The 17500-nt window shown below is 72.9% G+C and carries 10 protein-coding genes; 6 read left to right on the forward strand and 4 right to left on the reverse strand.

Going from position 1 to position 17500, the window contains the following annotated elements; all coding sequences use genetic code 11:
* The first annotated feature begins 114 nt into the window (after nucleotides 1-114).
* The 6 genes from ACH01S_RS33600 to ACH01S_RS33625 all read left to right on the forward strand — a co-directional run bounded on the left by ACH01S_RS33600 (nucleotide 115) and on the right by ACH01S_RS33625 (nucleotide 11090).
* Nucleotides 115-2850, forward strand: a complete 2736-nt coding sequence (locus ACH01S_RS33600; protein ID WP_148344494.1) for a tetratricopeptide repeat protein — start codon at nucleotides 115-117, stop codon at nucleotides 2848-2850.
* 182 nt (nucleotides 2851-3032) lie between these two features.
* On the forward strand, nucleotides 3033-3380 hold the full coding sequence (locus ACH01S_RS33605; RefSeq protein WP_067901332.1) for a hypothetical protein: 348 nt from the start codon (nucleotides 3033-3035) through the stop codon (nucleotides 3378-3380).
* A 150-nt stretch (nucleotides 3381-3530) separates the two neighbouring features.
* Nucleotides 3531-4982, forward strand: coding sequence for a lipase/acyltransferase domain-containing protein (locus ACH01S_RS44940; RefSeq protein ID WP_067901334.1), 1452 nt, complete (start codon nucleotides 3531-3533; stop codon nucleotides 4980-4982).
* Nucleotides 4979-6931 carry a hypothetical protein gene (locus ACH01S_RS33615; RefSeq protein ID WP_067901337.1) on the forward strand — a complete coding sequence of 651 codons (1953 nt, stop codon included), beginning with the start codon at nucleotides 4979-4981 and terminating at the stop codon, nucleotides 6929-6931. The genes ACH01S_RS44940 and ACH01S_RS33615 overlap by 4 nt, the downstream gene beginning before the upstream one ends.
* Entirely contained in the window at nucleotides 6928-7878 is a 951-nt protein-coding gene (locus ACH01S_RS33620; protein ID WP_067901339.1) for an AAA family ATPase, read from the forward strand. Before ACH01S_RS33615 ends, ACH01S_RS33620 begins: the two co-directional genes overlap by 4 nt.
* A complete protein-coding gene (locus ACH01S_RS33625) occupies nucleotides 7875-11090 on the forward strand; it encodes an SAV_2336 N-terminal domain-related protein (RefSeq protein WP_067901341.1) in 3216 nt (1071 codons plus the stop codon). Before ACH01S_RS33620 ends, ACH01S_RS33625 begins: the two co-directional genes overlap by 4 nt.
* A 10-nt stretch (nucleotides 11091-11100) precedes the next feature.
* Here the strand turns inward: ACH01S_RS33625 and ACH01S_RS33630 are convergent, their stop codons facing one another.
* The 4 genes from ACH01S_RS33630 to ACH01S_RS33645 all read right to left on the reverse strand — a co-directional run bounded on the left by ACH01S_RS33630 (nucleotide 11101) and on the right by ACH01S_RS33645 (nucleotide 17388).
* Entirely contained in the window at nucleotides 11101-12855 is a 1755-nt protein-coding gene (locus tag ACH01S_RS33630; RefSeq protein WP_148344495.1) for a hypothetical protein, read from the reverse strand.
* Nucleotides 12856-12879: 24 nt separating this feature from the next.
* A complete protein-coding gene (locus ACH01S_RS33635) occupies nucleotides 12880-14931 on the reverse strand; it encodes a hypothetical protein (protein WP_067901346.1) in 2052 nt (683 codons plus the stop codon).
* Nucleotides 14928-15893, reverse strand: a complete 966-nt coding sequence (locus tag ACH01S_RS33640; protein ID WP_067901347.1) for an ATP-binding protein — start codon at nucleotides 15891-15893, stop codon at nucleotides 14928-14930. The genes ACH01S_RS33635 and ACH01S_RS33640 overlap by 4 nt, the downstream gene beginning before the upstream one ends.
* 67 nt (nucleotides 15894-15960) lie before the next feature.
* The gene (locus tag ACH01S_RS33645; protein WP_067901350.1) at nucleotides 15961-17388 is read right to left on the reverse strand and encodes a hypothetical protein; all 1428 of its coding nucleotides are present in this window, start codon (nucleotides 17386-17388) and stop codon (nucleotides 15961-15963) included.
* Nucleotides 17389-17500: the final 112 nt, after the last annotated feature.

Here is a 17500-nt window from a genome sequence, read left to right on the forward strand (position 1 = left end):
CCTGCCACGTCGTCTCGACATGAAGGAAGCCCCCGCACGGCCTCGGCTCGATCCGCACCGTCGGCGGCGACTTCACCGGCAGCGGCGGTTGGGATGATTCGGCATCATGTCCGGGTGAGCATCAGCGACAAGGATCGCAAGATCCTCTGGGGCCGTTCGGGTAACCGGTGCGCGATGTGCCGCCGGATCCTGGTCGCGGAACGGACGCCGGTCGACGACGATGCGATCGTCGGGGAAGAGGCCCACATCGGGGCGCGCTCGCCGGGTGGTCCCCGTTTCGGGGAAGGCCGTCCTGACGCGGTGGACGGCTACGAGAACCTGATCCTGCTGTGCGGAATCGACCACAAGAAGGTCGACGACCAGTTTCAGCATTACACGGCCGCACGCCTGCGGGCGATCAAGTCAGAGCATGAGGCCTGGGTCGAGCGGACGCTCGGAGCCGTCCCGGGGCAGGCGGGCGAGGTGCATCTGCCCGCGCCGGAACCGTCCGCGGAAACGGTCGTGGTTCCCGTGGTCGGGACGCGAATGGCGGCGCAGGAGTTGTTCGTCGGCCGCTCCCGGGAATTGCGCACCCTGCTGAACAGCCTGGCCCCCGACAAGCGCGAGTCGGCCCGGAAGGCCGACGAGCCCGGCGCGGTGGTGGTCTCCGCGGTCGCGGGCATGGGTGGGATCGGCAAGACCACGCTGGCCCAGCACGCCGCGTCGGCGGCCGTCGACCGCGGATGGTTTCCCGGCGGCGCGGTCATGGTCAACCTGCGCGGCTACGACCCCGCCGACCGGCGGATCCGGCCGGGGCAGGTGTTCGCGCCGCTCCTGTACGCACTGGGCATGGCGCCGGAGCGGATCCCGGCCACGACGGTCGAGCAGGCCACCGTGTACCACCACCACCTGGCGGACCTGGCCAGACGGAAACGGCCGGTGCTCCTCGTCCTGGACAACGCCTCCACCACCGAACAGGTGCTCGACCTGTTACCCCGGCAGAAGGCACACCGGGCGGTGGTGACCACCCGCGACACCCTGACCCTGCCCAGCATCCGCCGGATAGAGCTCGACGTCCTCAGCCGCCGCGAATCCCTGGCGCTGCTGCGCCAGGCGGTGCGGCGGCACCATCCCGGCGACACCAGGGTGGACGGCGACCGCGCCGCCGGTGAGCGGCTGGTCCAGGCGTGCGGACGGCTGCCGCTGGCGGTCGGAATCGCCGCGGCGCTGATGGCGGACGACCCCGGGCTGACGCCCGCGGCACTGGCCGACGATCTCGCCGACGCCGCCACCCGCCTCGACGTCCTGCGGCACGGCGGCGCGGCGGTGGCCGGTGTGATCGAAGTGTCCTGGCAGCACCTGCGGGAGGCGAATCCGGGCGCCGCGCGGCTACTGCGCCTGCTCACCCTCGACCTCGGCCCCGACATCTCCACCGCCGCGGCCGCGGCACTCGCCGACGCGCCCGAGCCCCTCGTCAACGCGCAGCTCCGCGCACTGCGCCAGGCCCACCTGCTCCATGCGGGCAACGGCCGGTGGCGCATGCACGACCTGGTCCGGGTGCACATTCGCATGGTCCACGCCGAGGGGGAGGACCACCAGGCCGCCGTGACCCGGCTGTTGGACTTCTACCAGACCAGCGTCGCCGCGGCCGACGACCACTTCCTCCCCCCGTCGCGGCGGAAGGGCCTCACCACGTTCCCCGGCCGGTTGGAGGCGGAGGCGTGGCTGGACACCCACCAGGCCACCCTGGTGGCAGCGGTCGCGCTGGCCGCGACCAGCGCCCGGCAGTCGGTGGCCTTGGAGCTGGCGGTGCCGATCTCCAAGCATCTGCAACGGCGGGCGGCCGACGTGAACGACTGGCTGGCCGTCGCACGTAACGCCTGCACCGCCGCGACCGAAATCGGTGACACGCGCGGCCGGGCCGGGGCTCTGAACCTGTTGGGCCTCGCCCTGTACAGAGCTGAACGGCATGAGGAGGGCCTCTCCATCCTCCGCGAGTCGCTGGCGCTGTGGGAGGACCTCGGCATCCGCAATCGCCAAGGCATGCTGTGGAGCAACATCGCGCTCGTGTTGGTCGATATGGAGAGGTTCGACGAGGCGATCGACGCGCACGAGGAGGCCCTGGCCCTCTACCAGGAAGACGGAGACCGGGAGCAGGAGGCACGCGTCTCGACCAACCTCGCGAACGCGTTCCGCGACCTCGGACGGCTCGACGAGGCGATCGCCGAGTACCGCCGCGCCGTGGACCTCTCCCGCGGCACCGGTTTCCGGGACGCCGAAGGCCGGGCCTGGAACCATCTGGGTCGCACGCTGCGCGAGGCGCGGCGGCGGGACGAGGCCCTGGACGCCTTCCGCAACGCGCAGACCGCGTACCGCGACATCGACAACAGGGACGGCGAGGGCCTCGCGTGGCGCGAGCTCGCGGAGACGCTGAAAGAGCTGGGACGGTCGCGGGAGGCGATCGAGGCCTACCGCACCGCCCTGGCCGTCCACCAGGACTCGCCCGCGCGGGCCGGCGAGGCCGCCGCGTGGCACGGGTACGGGATCCTGCTCTTCCATGAGGCCCTGCTGGACGACGCCATCGAGGCGCATCGTCGGGCGCAGGCCCTCTGGCGCGACCTCGGCGAGCGGGTGAACGAAGGCGCCGCATGGCACAACCTGGGCCTCACCCTGCACGAGGCGGGACGGGTCAGGACCGCCGTCGCCGCCTACCGGCGCGCCCTCGCGCTCTACGAGCACGGCGGCGGCGCGGAAGCCAGAAGCCGGACCTGGAACGCGTTGGGCAGAGCCCTCGCGCAGGACGACCGCGCGGCCGAGGCGCGGCACGCCCGGCAGCAGGCGGAGGCCGTGCTCGCCGAGGGCGACCGCTGACCATTCACGCGTCGATGCCCTATCGCGATGGCGGGCCCGGCCCGTCCGCCCATCGACATGCCCGGCGGGCGGCAAACGATCCCAACGCGGCCGGAAGTGGCGATTCGTCCGGTAATTGAGGTCCGAAGGAGGCGTGCCCGATAGCGTTCGCCGATCGGCATTGCCTCCCCGGAGATGATCGAATGCGCGATTTCTATGCCACGATGGCGCAAGTGCTGCCGCTGATGCTGCTGGCTCTGATATGGGAGTCGCGGTATCTGGAGGGCCTGCGCGCCGAGGAGCGGCGGTCCCGCGGTACCGATCCCGTAGGCGGGGTGCGGTTCTGGACCAAGTCCCGAGTTCGCGGATACAGCATCGCGGTCGCGTCCGTGGTGATCCTCGACACCGGGTTGAGCGTGTTCGTTCTGGCGGGGGTTCTGCACGACAGCGGCTGGCTTCGCGGGCTCGTGCTCGGCGGTCTCGTGCTCGCACTCGCAAGCCTGTTGTTCCGCATCACAGTGGAGATCTTGAATGCGACCGAAGAGAGCTGATCCGGCCGATTCGGTCAGGCGTAAAACCGGCATTGAATCACCTGCCGAAAGGAGATGTGGCCCAATCCGGTAGTTGCGCTACTCGGCACCTCGCCTTGATTTATGGTGCACCTTGACGTACGACGCATAACTGGCAACCGGGGCGGCGGGATGCGTAAGCGAGAGTTCTACTATCCGGCGGGGGCCGCGGGGGCGAAGCCGGCGCCGCGCTCGGTGCCGCACCTGCTGGTGTTCGTACCGGGCATCGGCGGCAGCGAACTCAGGGCCGCGGACGGAACCCTGATCTGGGGGCTGTCCGGCGAGATGGTCGACAAACCGGTGCGCGTCGTCGAACGGCTGGCCGGTCCGTCCACCGGGCTGTTCGACCCCGGCCACGACGACGGCGTGCGACCCGGCGGGCTGATGGCGGTCCCGATCCCGGGCCTCACCCGCAAACTCGGGGCCTACCAGAGCGTCCGGACCATGCTCGCGGCGAACTTCGTGCTTCGCGAGCACAACTACACCGAATTCTGCTACGACTGGCGGCGGCCGGTCGAATACAGCGCCGAACTCCTGGCCAAGGAGATCGAAGGGCGGCTCCGAGCGCTGAGGCGGCGGCGCCCCGGCGCGAAGGTCGTCATCATCGCGCACAGCATGGGCGGCCTGGTCGCGCGCCATTACCTCCAGGCCCTGGACGGCGCGGCGGACTGCGAACGGGTGATCACGCACGGCACGCCGTTCCGCGGCTCGGTCAAGGCGCTCGACTACCTGGTCAACGGGCCCAAGCTCGGACCGGTCCGCTTCCGCCCCCTCGCCGCGGCGATGCGGCGCGTCCCGGCCCTGTACGAGTTGCTGCCCATCTACCGGACGGTCGTCGACCGCAGGAACCCGGTGCCGCTTCCGGCGCAGCGAGTGGTCGACGTCGTGGAGGCGCTCGGGCTGGAGCCCGAGCAGGTCGAGCGGGTGCGCCGGTCCCGGGAGTTCCTGCGCGCCCTGAACGAGCCGCACGAGCGCGCCCGGCGGCTGCAGCCGCTGGTGGGCTACGGCGTCGGGACCGCGCAGCAGGCCGAGCTCTACGACGGACGCCTGGTCGTCTCCGAGCGGGCCGACCTGCTTCCCGGCGAGTACTCGGTCAGCGGGGGCGACGGCACCGTCCCGGCGCTGTCGGCGCGGCCGGGCGGGGCGAAGAACGTCACCGTCCGGTACGACAACCAGAGCCACATGGGCATGGTGACGGGCAAGTCGCCGCTCAAGAAGCTCTGGTTCGCGGTGCACGAGGTCCTCGACGACCTGCTGACCCACGATCCCGCGCTGGGGCCGCGTACCCCGTCCGGCCTGGACCGGGGAGTGCCCGAGCACCAGGCCGCCGTGTACGCGACGGTGGCGGACTGCTACCGGGCCGACCGGCCGGTGGTGATCACCGGCCGGGTGCGGGAGTGGGCGAAGGGCCGCCCGCTGTTCGCCCGGCTCGACACGATCGGCCGCGTCCAGGAGCTCCGCATCGCCGAGGACGGAGCGTTCACCGCCGACTTCGGCGACCTGGAGGAGGGGCTCTACGATCTGGCCTTCGCGGACGCGCCCGCCGAGCCCGCGCTGCTCAGCGACGTCATCGAGGTCGCATGAGCAGTTGGGAATGGCGGATCGAGAACCCGAAGCAGCTCGCCCGGTTCGTCGTCCCGCACCTGTTCATCTCCCACCGGCTCCTGCCCCCGGACATCAGGGCCTTGCGCGACGACCACCCGTTCACGCTGGCGGGACGGCTCTACGAGCTGCTGCGGGACGAGGGCATCCGCTATGACCGCGAGCCGCTGAACCTGCGCGGCCGCCAGACCGTGCGGCAGCCGGTCGGGATCCTGGAGAACCAGGGGGTCGCCAACTGCCTCGACCTCTCCCTGCTCTACGCCGGCCAGTGCGCGGCCGCGCTCCTGCGCCCGCTGGTCGTCCTGCTCCGGACCGGGGAGGGCGACTTCCACACCCTCGTCCTGGTCTCGCGGCTCCTCGCCGAGGCGAGCGAGTACGACGTCTGGGACGCCCTGCCGTTCCAGGACGGGCAGGCCGAGCCCACACCCGCCCAGCTTGCGCGCACGCTCACGGACGAGCGGATGGTGCCGGTCGACCTGACGGTGGCCACCGACCTGCTCGGCAGGCTGCCGTTCCGGGACGCCTGCGCCCACGCCGCCGAGACGATACGCCTGGCGTCCTCGGTGACCGCTGTCATCGACCCCCTTCACCTGCACGCGATCGAGGACTGGCCGCCGGACGAGGACGCGATCAGCCTGTTCGGCCACTTCCCGGGCAATCCGCGCTTCCATCGGGACGTCGCCGAGCGGTTCGGCGCCGATCTTCGCGCCGGCCTCGGATACGAGCCGCCCGTCTGGGACCTGCTGCACATCAGCAAGCTCCCGACCCAGCCCGGAACCCGCGCCCACGACACCCGCCTCGCCCTTGAGGAGGCGCTGCAGGCCCTCGGGCCCTTCGAGGCCGTCGGCGGCCGGAAACCCGGCGTCAGCAGGCTCCAGACCATCTACCACCGCGCGACGCGCAACGACACCGGAGCGGAGTCCCCCGAGGTCATGCTGGTCCAGGCCGCGTCGATCAAAGGACGCCAGGACCACCTTCCGCGCCTGGTGCGGTTCGTCATCGGCGTGGCGGCGTCCCAGCGGGGCCGGCTCGACCCCGAGGCGAAGGCGGCGCTGAACCGCTGGCTGAGGGGACAGGACGTCCAGAAGGAGGACGTGCGCGACTACCGGCGCTCCTGCCGGGCCGTCACGTACTGGGCGCTGATCTACCTGGGGGACGAGATCCAGGAGGGGGCCCAGCCGCGCAAGCTGAAGCTGCGGATCGTCGTCGATCCGCCGTTGTCGGTCACCGACCCGCTTGAGGCGGAATGGGACCCCGCCGACGAGGAGGAGCTGCGCGCCTCCCTCAGCGGTCTGCTCGACCGCCTGCTCAACAGGCTCCCCGACGACGGTTCGCGGCTCGTCGTCGACCTCGTCGCCCCGTACCACCTCCTCACCCGGGGGATCGAACGGTGGGACGTCGTCCCGAACGGGCGCAGGCTCCAGCCGCTCAGCCCGCAGTACAAGCCGAGGGTGCGCTGGCTGCACCACCTGGAGGACAGGCGCGGCCGCGACCGGCAGCGGTTCCGCGACGACGGCGCCGACTGGGACCGCCTGCCGCCCACCCTGGTGCCCGCGGCGGCGACCCGCGACCTGGCCAGGCTTGAGAAGTGGCTGGGCACCACGGACGCGCGCCGCGGCCCCTTCCTCATCGCGGGCCGGACCAGGAGTTCGTGCGACCCGCTGCTGCGCATGCTGGACGAGGGGCACGGCTTCATCCTCTGGTACGACTCGAACCACGAGCGCGCGGCCGCGTCCGTCCAGCACGTGTGGGACGGCCTGGTGGGCGGGGAGCGGTACCGGCGCGCGAACCTGCCCGACCGGGTGTTCGACCTGCTTCCCGCGCCCTATCCCGTCATGATCTGGAACGATCTGTCGGGGCGGGGCGACTCTAGACTGGTGGCAGGGCGACTGCAGGCCCCGCACGAGGGCCCGCTGGGAGGGACCTCATGAGTTTCGACCTCTTCGAGGGGACCGGACGGCCCAGGCGGCCGGTTCCCAGCCCCGACAATCCCGACCCCCGGCCGTGGGACCTCCCCGACCTCCCGGAATGGCGCAAGCGGAACAGGTCCGCTCCGAAGTTCGCCATGCCGAAGGGCCTGACCGCCGCGGTCAACACCGCGCTCAACCTGCGCCGGCCGCTGCTGCTGACCGGCGCCGCCGGCTCCGGGAAGTCCACCGTCGTCGAGCTGATCGCCGCCGAGCTGGGCGTCGCGCCCGTGCTGCGCTGGCACATCACGTCCAAGACCACCCTCCAGGACGGGCTCTACGAGTACGACGCCCTCGAACGCCTCCGCGCGACGCAGAACAACGACCCCGACAGCTCGATCGAGAGGTTCGTCAAGCTCGGGCCGCTCGGCACGGCCTTAGCCGACCGCGAGAAGCCGCGCGCGGTCCTGATCGACGAGATCGACAAGAGCGACCTCGACCTGCCGGGCGACATGCTCAACGTCCTGGAGGCCGGGGAGTTCGAGATCACCCCGCTGTGGCGGACCGTGCGCGCCGACGCCGACCGCGACCACCTCGTGCGCGGCGCGGACGGCCGGGAGGACTACCTCGTCAGCGGCGGCATGGTGCGCACCGAGCACTATCCGGTCATCGTGTTCACCAGCAACCAGGAGCGGACGTTCCCGGCGCCGTTCCTGCGCCGCTGCGTCCGGTACAAGATGGAACCGCCCGACGAGGAGTTCCTGACCACGATCGTGACCGAGCACCTCGGCGGCGTCGACGCGCGGCAACGCGAGATCATCGGCGACTTCGCCCGCCGGCTGCGGGAGGGGCAGGAGGTGGCGATCAGCCAGCTCATCGAGCTGGTCGAACTGGTGACCAGCCACCGGCTCGGGCCAGACCAGGTCAACGAGGTGAGGGAGATCCTGCTCGAGCCGCTGGCCGGAAAATGATCGGCGAGTTGGCGCGGGCGCTCGCCCGGCTCCGTCAGGGCGACGGGGAGCCGCTCACCGCCGACCAGATCACCGACATCCTCCGGCTGGCCCCCGCCTGGCTCGCGTCCGAGCCGGGCGGCGCGGAGCGGCCGGCCCCCCGTCCCGACCCGCCCGGTCATCGCAGGGACCCGCCGACCGCGGGCCCGGACGGCGACGGCGCCCTCTCGATCCCCCTCTACCGCTTCCCCGGCACGGCGGCCGACGCCACCCGTTCCGAGGACGGCGCCCCGGTCGGCGCCCCACTGCTCGACACGGTGCCGGACCTGCCGTCCGCGTCTCCCCCCGCACCGGCGCGGCCGGGGCGGACGCCCGCGGACGCCGGTCCGAAGACCCCGGCGAGCGGCATCGGGATCCGGCCGCCGCCGGCGCTCCCCCGCTCCCTCGAACTGACCCGCGCGCTGCGCCGCTTCAAACAGGTCACCCATCCGGGCCGCCCCCAGGTGGACATCGACGCCAGCGTCCAGGCCACCGCCCATGCCGCCGGACGGTTCGTCGTTGTCATGACCCGGCCGCCCGAACGGGCCCTCGACCTCGCCCTGGTCGTGGACTCCGGGCCGTCCATGCGGGTCTGGGACCGGACGTTCGACGAACTGGAACTCGTCCTCGCCCAGGTGGGAGCCTTCCGCACGGTCTCCCGGTGGTCCCTGGACTGCCGGGAGGACCGCGTCCGGCTGGAGGACGCGGGAGGGCGCAAGCACCCGGTCAGCCGCCTGGTCGACCCGTCCGGCTCCCGGCTGGTGATCATCGCCACCGACGGGGTCGGCGACGGGTGGTACGGCGCGCGGATCTGGCGGGCCCTGGACAGGCTCGCGAGCTCGATGCCCACGGCGATCCTCCAGATCCTCGCGCGCGACTACTGGGCGCACACCGCGATCGGGCGGCCGTACGTGATCGCCCGCGCGCCCCACCGCGGCGCGCCGAACAGCCAGTACGAGACGCGCCGCGCGGTCTGGGCGGGACGGGCCCGCGGGCACCCGCTCCCGATCGTCTCCCTGTCGCCGGAGGGGCTGGAGCACTGGGCGCAGGCGACGGTCAGCGGCACCGCGTGGACGGAGGGGATCACCACCGTCCCGCCGCTGCCGGACCGTCCGCCCACCGCGGAGAACCGCGAGCTGGGGCACGGCGAGCTGGTGCGCACCTTCCTCTCCCGCGCGTCCCCGGGGGGCATCAGGCTCGCCAAGGCGCTGGCGGCCGCGCCCGTGCTCGACGACGTCATCATGGACGTGATCCAGGCGGAGGTGGTGCCGGGCACCGGCATCGGCGAGCGCGCCGAGCTGGCCGTCAGCGGGCTCCTGGAGAGGACGTCCGCGGGCCTAAGGTTCACGCCCGAGGCGGCCGAGGCGCTCCAGGACGGCGCCACCGTCTTCGAGCAGTGGGACATCTTCGAAGCCATCACCCGGTACCTGGAGGAACACGGCGAGCTGGGCCGCGGGCTGTCCGTGCTGGCCCCGCATCCGCAGGGCCGGCACCAACTGGACGAACGGCACGCGCCGCTCGCGGCCATGCGGGAACGCCTCGCGGGCCGGCTCGGCTTCCCGGCGGACGGCGCGCTCCCCCGCGAGGACGCGTCCCGCGTGGCGGCGTCGCCACCGGTGTCGAAGCCGGTGCCGGAGCCGGTGTCCTTGGCCAAGCCGGTGTCGCTGGCGAAGCCGGTGTCGCTGTCCAAGCCCGCGGCGTCCGAGACGCCGGGTCACCAGCGTCCCCCCGCCGCCAAGCGGCGCACCGCCGCCGACCTGCTCCCGGCCGCCGGCCGCCCCCCGCTGCCCGCGCGGCCCGCCCGCGACGTCCTCGCCGAGGCCATCGCCGCGCTCGACGGCCCGCCGCTCAACGTGGTGGACGTCGGCCGGATCGGCATCGCCGTCACCGACGTGAAGCGCGACGACCGGGGCGCCCCCTTCTCCCGTCCCTTCCGGCCGGTGCCCTGGTCGGACCTCGGCGGCGCCACGCCGTCCCGCGACCTCGTGGTGGGGGCCGCGCGGCTCCGGCCGGAGGCGTCGAACCTGCTGGTCTGCTCCGACCCCGAGCACGCGACCGCGAGCCGGGCGATGGGCATGCTCCGCGAGGCGGTCCCCGACGCGCCCGCCGTGGCGGAGCCGGGCATCCAGGTCGACGAGCTGCTGCGCGCCGCCATCATCGAGGACCCCCTCCAGCAACGCTACGACCTCGTGGTGCTCCGGCGGGACGCCCGGACGGGGGCGCTGCGGCTCGGGACGGTCCCGCTGTTCAGGCCGGGCGCGCGGCGCGGCGACACCGCCACGGCGACCGTGAACCTCCAGCCGAGCGGAGGGGAGGACACCGTCCTCACCATCGTCACGACGCGCGACGGCGGGACGACGCTCGTCGAGCAGGTCAGGGCGCCGCTCCCACCGGGACGTCACACGCTGGTGGCCCTGCTCGACGGTCCGGGCCGGGTCTCGTTCCGCGGCCTGAACACCGTTCCGGACCTACGGTCCTGGTCGGAGCTGGTCGCCCGGCTGCCGCACGGCCCGATCCCGGCGTCCCGCCGCGCCCACGTGATCTGCGCGGTGGAGGTGGCCGGGCCGGCCGACCGCGTCGCCGAACGGCTCGGCAGGGTCCGGCAGATCCTCACGGCGCTCGACCGGGACGCGCCCCCGGGGATCTTCCGGTTCTCGCTGATCGGGTACGGGGAGCATTCCTTCGACAGGGTCTCCGCGCGACGGCAGGCCAGGCCCCTGCGGTTCTCCGTCTGGCAGGCGGACTCGGCGCACACGGTGCTCGCCGGGCTGACGGAGTTCGAGCACGAGCCCGCCGGGCGCGGCGCCGGTTACCCGGCCGCGGCGATGGTCGAGGACATGCTGGACGCCGTGGTCGGGAAGCTCCGCGGTTCGCCCCCCGAGACCCGGACGGTGCTCCTCACGATCGGCGGGCGGCGGCCGCACCCGCCCACCCGGCACCGCTCGCAGATCCTGCCGTGCCCGTGGCGGTTCGACTACGAGCACCTGCTGCGCGAGCTGCGCACCGATCCCGGGATGAGGCTGGCCGCGATCTGCGACCTGCCCGCCGACCGCGCCGACCGCGCCTGGCGGTCGCTGAGCGACGGGCCCCCGGCTCACCTTGAGGCGGTGGACGTCCGGGAGTTCCTACGGGAGCTGGAGCTGTCCTTCGCCATGCCCGCGCACCCGTCGTTCCCGATGGCCGAGGACGTGTGACGGACTCACCTCACTTGAACAGCAGCCACAGCAGGAGGCCCACGGCCGCGAAGAACGCGATCACCACCAGGCAGGAGAGGACGCCGGACGGCGCGGGGACCTCGTCCTGGTCCGCCGGTGGTTCCGGCTCGGACCGGGGCTCCTCCTCGGGCCGCGCCGCGCACAGCTCGACGGCGGTGCGCAGCGCGGGGTACTCGACCGCGCAGGGCACGTCGAGGACGCGATCCCGGGTCGCCTCGTCGATCTCGCCGCCGTAGGCGGCGGTCAGCAGCCGCGTCAGCCGGCTCACCTGGTCGGCGTGCCGCCGTGGGAACAGCCGCGCGAGCACGGGCGCCAGGTAGTCGCGGTCGTGCAGCGCCCCGGCGACCTCGGGGTCTCCCCCTGAGGCGCCGCGCCGGGCGAGCTCCGCGCTGACCAGCTCGACCAGCTCGCGGTCCAGCGGGGTGAGGCAGGCCCAGCCGACGAGGTCCGCCGGTGACGCCTTGTCGAGGACCCGGGCGGTGCCGCCGGGCCCCACCTGGCGGCCGACCTCCAGCACGACCCGCGGATCGTCGTGCGGCATCCGGAGCAGGGCCTCGGTCAGCGCGGTCGACGGGCTGGACTGCGTGGCGAGGACGTCCCGCGCGTCCGCGAGGGTGAGCGCGGGCCCGTACGCCGGCCACAGCACGGCCTGGTAGAGCCGGACGGCGATCCCGTCGGGAAGCGCCGGGCGGGGGCTGAGCATGCGCCGCTCGGCGATCGTCCGCTGGTGGCGCGTCCGGCGGCTCAGGTCGAGTCCCGTGGCGGTGACCGCCTCCAGCCGTCCCACCAGCGGCTCCAGCAGTTCGCTCCGGCCGCGGTCCAGCGCGTCCGCGATGCTCGTCAGCAGCGCGTCCACCTCCGCCGAGGCCCGCTGGTCGGCGGCCGTCTCCCCGCCGAGCGCGGACTGGGCGGCGGCGAGCGTGCGGTCCGGGTCGTCGAACGACAGCGGCTCGACGGCGGCGGCCAGCCGCGCGACCGCCGTTTCGGGATCGTCGGACCGGCGCAGCAGGTCGAGGTAGGCGGCGGCGTTCCCGGGCAGTTCCGCCTCGGCGAGTTCCCGGTCCCAGTGCAGGTTGTGCGCGTCGTCGCGCGGACCGTCGCTGAACGACAGCCGGATGCCGTGGTCGGCGGTGCTGCCCGCCCAGGTCGCCGCGCTGAACTTGGTCCGCATCCCGAAGGGCAGCAGCGCGGCGACCGTGTCGAGGAAGCGGAGCCGTTCGACGAGATCGACCGCTTCGGCGCCGATCAGGCAGACGCGCGTGCCGGTCGTCAGCAGCGCGGCCGTGAACCTCGCCCGCTCGGTCACGCGTTCCGCGAGGTCGGCCGGGCGCAGCACCGGCAGGCGGACGTCGCGGGGCCCGCCCTCGGACGGCCTCAGCCCGCGCAGCGCGCGATAGAGGTCTTCGTAGCCGACCGGGCCGAGGGCGACCTGGTCGTAGGGCACGCAGAAGATGTGGGTGTCGATGGACAGGCGGCCCAGCCAGTCCGGCACGTTCGAGCGTTCCTGGAAGGCCATCACGATCCGGGTCCGGTCGCCCGAGCCCGCCCGTCCGATGATCACCTGGGGGAGCTCCCGGGGGGTGCCCGCCTGGCACCGCTCCAGGAGCTTCAGGAGCCCGGCGCCCGTGAGGGCGCCGCCGCTCGACGTCAGGATCCGCTCGTCGCTGTCGCCGCGGGGCTCGCGGCTCTGCCTGGCCCATTCGACGGGGACGACCACGTCGCGGGGGGCGGAGGTCTCAGCCACGGCCACACCCTCCTCTGCTCGCCGTCATCGGATGCCGAACAGCCACATCAGGGCCCAGAGACCCGCCAGGCCGAGGATGAAGACGGCGAGGAGGGTGAGAATCGCCGAGGCTCGCTCCTCCAGCTGGGACGGCCGATCCGGCGACCCCCACGACTTCGGCTGTTCCCACGGCTTGTCCTGGGGCGAGGGCATCTCCTTGGTCTCCGCCGGGGCGCTCGCGTCGTCGGCGGGTAACCGGCCCAGGATTCGTCTGACCAGCCGTCGCCATCCCTTCCGGCGATGGCGTCCACCGGGCGGCTTCCGCACCGGCTCCACGGCGGTGGACGGCACGGGCATCGGGGGAGCCGGTTCCCTGAGCGCGGCGAGTTCGCCCTTGGCCTTCCGCTTGAGCTTGGTCTCCTCGATCGGGTCCGACACGAGGAGCTCGGAGAGGACGTCGAAGGTCCCGGGCCGCCCGTAGAGCCTCGCCGCGGCGGCCTGGAGGACGCCCCACAGCGGGATGTGCCGGGACCAGTGCTTGACGATCTCCGTCAGGGCCTCCGGGGTGGGATCGCCTCCGTACGCCGCCATGAACAGCCGGGAGAGCACGTCGTACTGCTCCTGCTGATCGTTGAGTGCCCGGGCCAGCACGGGGATGAGGAAGTGCTTACTCCGCAGGCAGGCCGCGAGTTCCGGTCCACGGCGGTGGTCGCACAGGAAGGCGCAGACGATGACCACTACGTTCGCGGGCAGGACACCCTGGGCCGCCAGCCCGACCAGCTCCGGGGTCGCGAAGTTCGCGACCGTCCGGTGAAAGATGTCGGGGCGCTGCTCCGCGCTGATCGCCAGCAGGAAGGCCCGGGAGCGGAACCGCAGTATCTCTCGCAGCGCTGGATGAAGGCCGCCGGCCAGCTCCTTGATCCGTGGGAGTTGCGTCGGCTCGACCGATGGGCCGAACGCGCAACGCAGCACGACGTCGAACACCTTGTACTGGTTTTCCCGGGTGACGCGGTCGGCGGTGAGAAGGCGCTTGTCCCTGACGACGGCCTGGATGGCGGGACGCTCCTCCGCGGGCGGGTCGAGGTCCTGGAGGAGCCGCACGAGATCGTCGACGCGTCCGCCGTCCTGCCGCCCGAGAGCGTCTCCGAGTTCGACGAGCAGCTCCGCCGCGGTCCCCTCCGGCCGGTCGGCTTCGAGCACACGTGTCGGCTCCCCGCCCTTCGGGCTCCTCGGGGTGGGCCGCGTGTTCAGGAGGGCGGCGAACCGCTGGAGGTCCAGGTCCCTGAACCTCATCTCGCGGGTGTCCAGGGAGAGCTGCCGGATCAGGTCCGTCAGGTGGCCCCGGTGGGCGCTGAGCAGCTCGAAGTAGTGGCCGGCGCGGTAGGCGACGGGGTCGGTCGGGAACTCGGTCGGCTGCTCCCAGACGACACTGAACACCTCGGGGGGCGCCGATCCGGCGAAGTAGAGCCGGAACTTGTGGTCGGCCGTGCTGCTCGTCCAGGTCGCCGCCGCGAAGTTCCGGCGCATGCCGTACGGCAGCAGCGCGGCCACCGCGTCGAGGTAGCGCAGCCGCGCGAGCATGGGGACGTGCGCCGCCCCGACCACGCAGACCGGCTTGTTGGTCAGCACCAGGGCGCAGGTGCGCAGGGTGTGGTCATCGACGTGCTCGGCGAGGAACGCCGGGTCGAGCGCCGGCAGCTTCGCGTTGATCACCTCGTCGGACGGCGGATGCTCGTACTCGGCGAAGTAGCCGCAGATCCCCTCGTAGGAGACGGGAACCCGCGTGAGCGGTTCGAAGGGGATGGCGTAGAAACGCGTCTCGGCGGAGGGGCGGCCGGTCCAGTCGACCTCGCCGGGGCTCTGGACGGCCAGCCCGAGGTAGGTGTCCGAGCCGTCACGGAACCGGCTGATCGCCACTTCGCGGGGCGAGTCCGGCCGCGCCGCCATCGCGTACCCGGTCACGATCGCCTCGAAGTCCTGGACGTCCAGCCGCCCGTCGCTGCACCGGAGGATCTTGTACTTCTCGCCGCCCGGCTCCTTGCCCCACACCGCCCACTCGACGGTGACGTTCACGGCCGCGGCCTTCGCCCGGCTCATCGCCGCCCCCGATCCTGCGCCGCCAGTTCCCGGGCGAGCCACGTCACCGGTTCGGTGACGTTGATGGGGTACACGGGGCCCCGGATCTTCATCTGCGTGGGATTGTCGGGATCCGGAATCAGGTTCTGCACGTCGTCCGGGTCGAAGAGGCGGAGTTCCGGATCGACGTAGAAACCGATCGAGGAGCTGACGTAGTAGCGAACCCGGTCCTTGTGGAAGAACTGCCTGATGTGATTGAGGACGAGTTCGGCGTTTCCCGACCGGGAGACGTCGCACAGCCACCGGAACAGGGCTCGCGCGTCGTCGTCGCTGACCCGCGGGAATCCCAGCGGGCCCTCGGTGTCGGGTGTCACCAGCCTCAGTTTCTCGGCCGTCTCCAGGACGCGGACATCGTCGAACTTGGTGATGCAGACCGCGAGGTAGTGGGGCAGGCAGCCGTCGGAGAACTCGCCGGCGTCCAGCATCCGCTGGGTGATCCGGTGGAGCACGCCGAAGAGGTAGTCGAACGAGTTGCCCTTGACGAACTCCCACACCGGGTCGAAGAGGTAGATGATCCCGCGGCTGTTCACCAGGCGCTCGACGAGGTCCTCGCTGGCCGCGTTCAACGCGTACACCTCCCCGGTCGGGTCGCGGAGGTCGAGCCCGATCTGCACGGCCTCCGGGGCGGGGCCGCCCCAGGGCCACCGCCGCCTGCGTCCGGGCGGTGGGCCGACCAGTTTCCAGCGGTACCGCTCGATGCCCTGGGTCGGCCGGGGGAACCTCCGCTGCCCGGCCAGGTCGGTGGCCAGCTTGATCAGCGCGTCGGTGGACGGGAGGTCGCCGCCCACGAGCTTCCAGCCCTGGTCCTGGAGGCTGAGGGCGATGCTGAGGGCGCCGAGGAACGTCGTCTTCCCGCTGCCCGGTGTCCCCCACATCGCTATGTTGTGCCCGGGCTGCTGCCCGGCCCTCTCCTGGGGGTTCATCGTGCGCTCTCCTCTCGGCGGACCGCTCGGCGGGTCCGGGGCCGCGGCTCCGGCGCTCCCGTCCCGTTCACCAGGGCTCCAGCAGCGGAAGGGGCACGTGCCCGCCCTTCTTCGGGAGGAGTCCGAGGGCGGCGCCGAGGCCGGCGACGCCCAGGTCGTCCAGGTCGTCCAGGTCGACCGGCGGGCCGCCGCCGAGCTCGTGCCAGGGGAAGTCGTCCGCGCGCGCCGTCCGGACGGCGCGGTCGCGGACCGCCGCCAGCACGACGCCGGTGCGGCGCAGCCTCGCCAGCCCGATCCGCCAGTCATTGCGGCGGGGACACGGCAGCACTTGGGAGACGTCCGAGCGCGGCGGGCAGGGCGGCCGGGCGCCCACGAGGAGCAGGGCCGAACGTCCGGGCGCGGGGGCGGCCTCCAGCCGGGCGGCGACCTCCGCCAGCACGCATTCGATCCGGGCGGCGCCCGGATACCCCTCGGGCGCGGGCCCCTGCCCGGCGAGCCCGTGCAGCGCGGCGAGCGCCCGGCCCGGCTCCGCCGCCCAGGCGTCGAACCTGACGGGCACGTCCTCCCCGTTCCGGTGGTGGGCGTGCGGCCCGTAGGAGAGCAGGCTGACCTTCAGCCCCCCGGCGAGTTCGGCGGCGGTCTCCTCGACCATCCGCGCGGCGGCCGCCAGCCGCCGTTCGACGCGGTCGGCCGGGCCGCTGACCTCCACGGCGCAGATCAGGTGTCCGACGACGCCGGAGCGGTCGAGCCGCTCCGGGACCGCGGACACGATCGCCGACCAGGCGCGCCGCTCCGGCTCGAAGGCCGACCCCTCGGGCAGCCCCGCGAAGTGGACGAGGCCGGGGCGGCGCAGTTCGGCGGTGAGGTCGTACACCCCGGGAGGAAGCTTGACCGCGCGCGCGGAGACGAGCTGGAACCGGGTGTCCGGGGAGTAGGCGGCCACCGCGAACACGGTGCCCCGGTCGTCGCTCGGCAGGCAGCGCACCCGGACGCGGCCGACGTCGCCGCGCCGCGCCCCGATCGGGAAGAGCTGGCAGCCGACGAGCTCCAGCCGGCCCGCGGCGCGGCGGCGCAGCGCGACCAGCTCGTAGAAGCGCGTCAGCGGCTGCCGCGCGATGACCTTGCGCAGCACGCGGTCGACCGGGTGCTCGCCGGTGAACGTCGCCGCCCGCGGGTAGCGGCGGCCGAGCCGTTCCAGCGCCTTGTCCGCGCGGCCTTCCCGGGCGTTGGTGGCGACCAGCAGCGGAGGAGCGTGCGCGACGGGTCCGACGGCGTCGACGACGGCCTGGTCGACGGCGGCGTCGTCGGCGGGCAGCGCGCTCCAGGACGCGGTCCAGCGCAGCTCGCCGCGCGGGGTGCCGGCCTCGTCGCGGTAGAGCTCCCACACCGCGACGCCGTCCCGGCCGAGGTCGACGACGGTCAGCCAGCCGCGCCCGTCGAGTTCGGCCACCGCGGCGGAGAGGACTTCGCGTAACTCGCGGGAATCCCTCGGCACCCCGGCCCCTCCCTCGCCCTCTAAGATCGCGGCCGCGAGCGAACAGTAGTGTGCGCCTCCCGAATTCGATCTCCACCGCACCGAAGATCGAATTTCACCGGACCGAGCCCCG

Origin of the sequence: Actinomadura chibensis NBRC 106107, assembly GCF_001552135.1 — a bacterium.
GTDB lineage: Bacteria > Actinomycetota > Actinomycetes > Streptosporangiales > Streptosporangiaceae > Spirillospora > Spirillospora chibensis.

Excerpts from the sequence above, each read along its gene's own strand:
- ACH01S_RS33605 (WP_067901332.1), top strand. The coding sequence starts at position 3,033 with ATGCGCGATTTCTATGCCACGATGGCGCAAGTGCTGCCGCTGATGCTG.
- ACH01S_RS44940 (WP_067901334.1), top strand. The coding sequence starts at position 3,531 with ATGCGTAAGCGAGAGTTCTACTATCCGGCGGGGGCCGCGGGGGCGAAG.
- ACH01S_RS33615 (WP_067901337.1), top strand. The coding sequence starts at position 4,979 with ATGAGCAGTTGGGAATGGCGGATCGAGAACCCGAAGCAGCTCGCCCGG.
- ACH01S_RS33620 (WP_067901339.1), top strand. The coding sequence starts at position 6,928 with ATGAGTTTCGACCTCTTCGAGGGGACCGGACGGCCCAGGCGGCCGGTT.
- ACH01S_RS33625 (WP_067901341.1), top strand. The coding sequence starts at position 7,875 with ATGATCGGCGAGTTGGCGCGGGCGCTCGCCCGGCTCCGTCAGGGCGAC.
- ACH01S_RS33635 (WP_067901346.1), bottom strand. The coding sequence starts at position 14,931 with ATGAGCCGGGCGAAGGCCGCGGCCGTGAACGTCACCGTCGAGTGGGCG.
- ACH01S_RS33640 (WP_067901347.1), bottom strand. The coding sequence starts at position 15,893 with ATGAACCCCCAGGAGAGGGCCGGGCAGCAGCCCGGGCACAACATAGCG.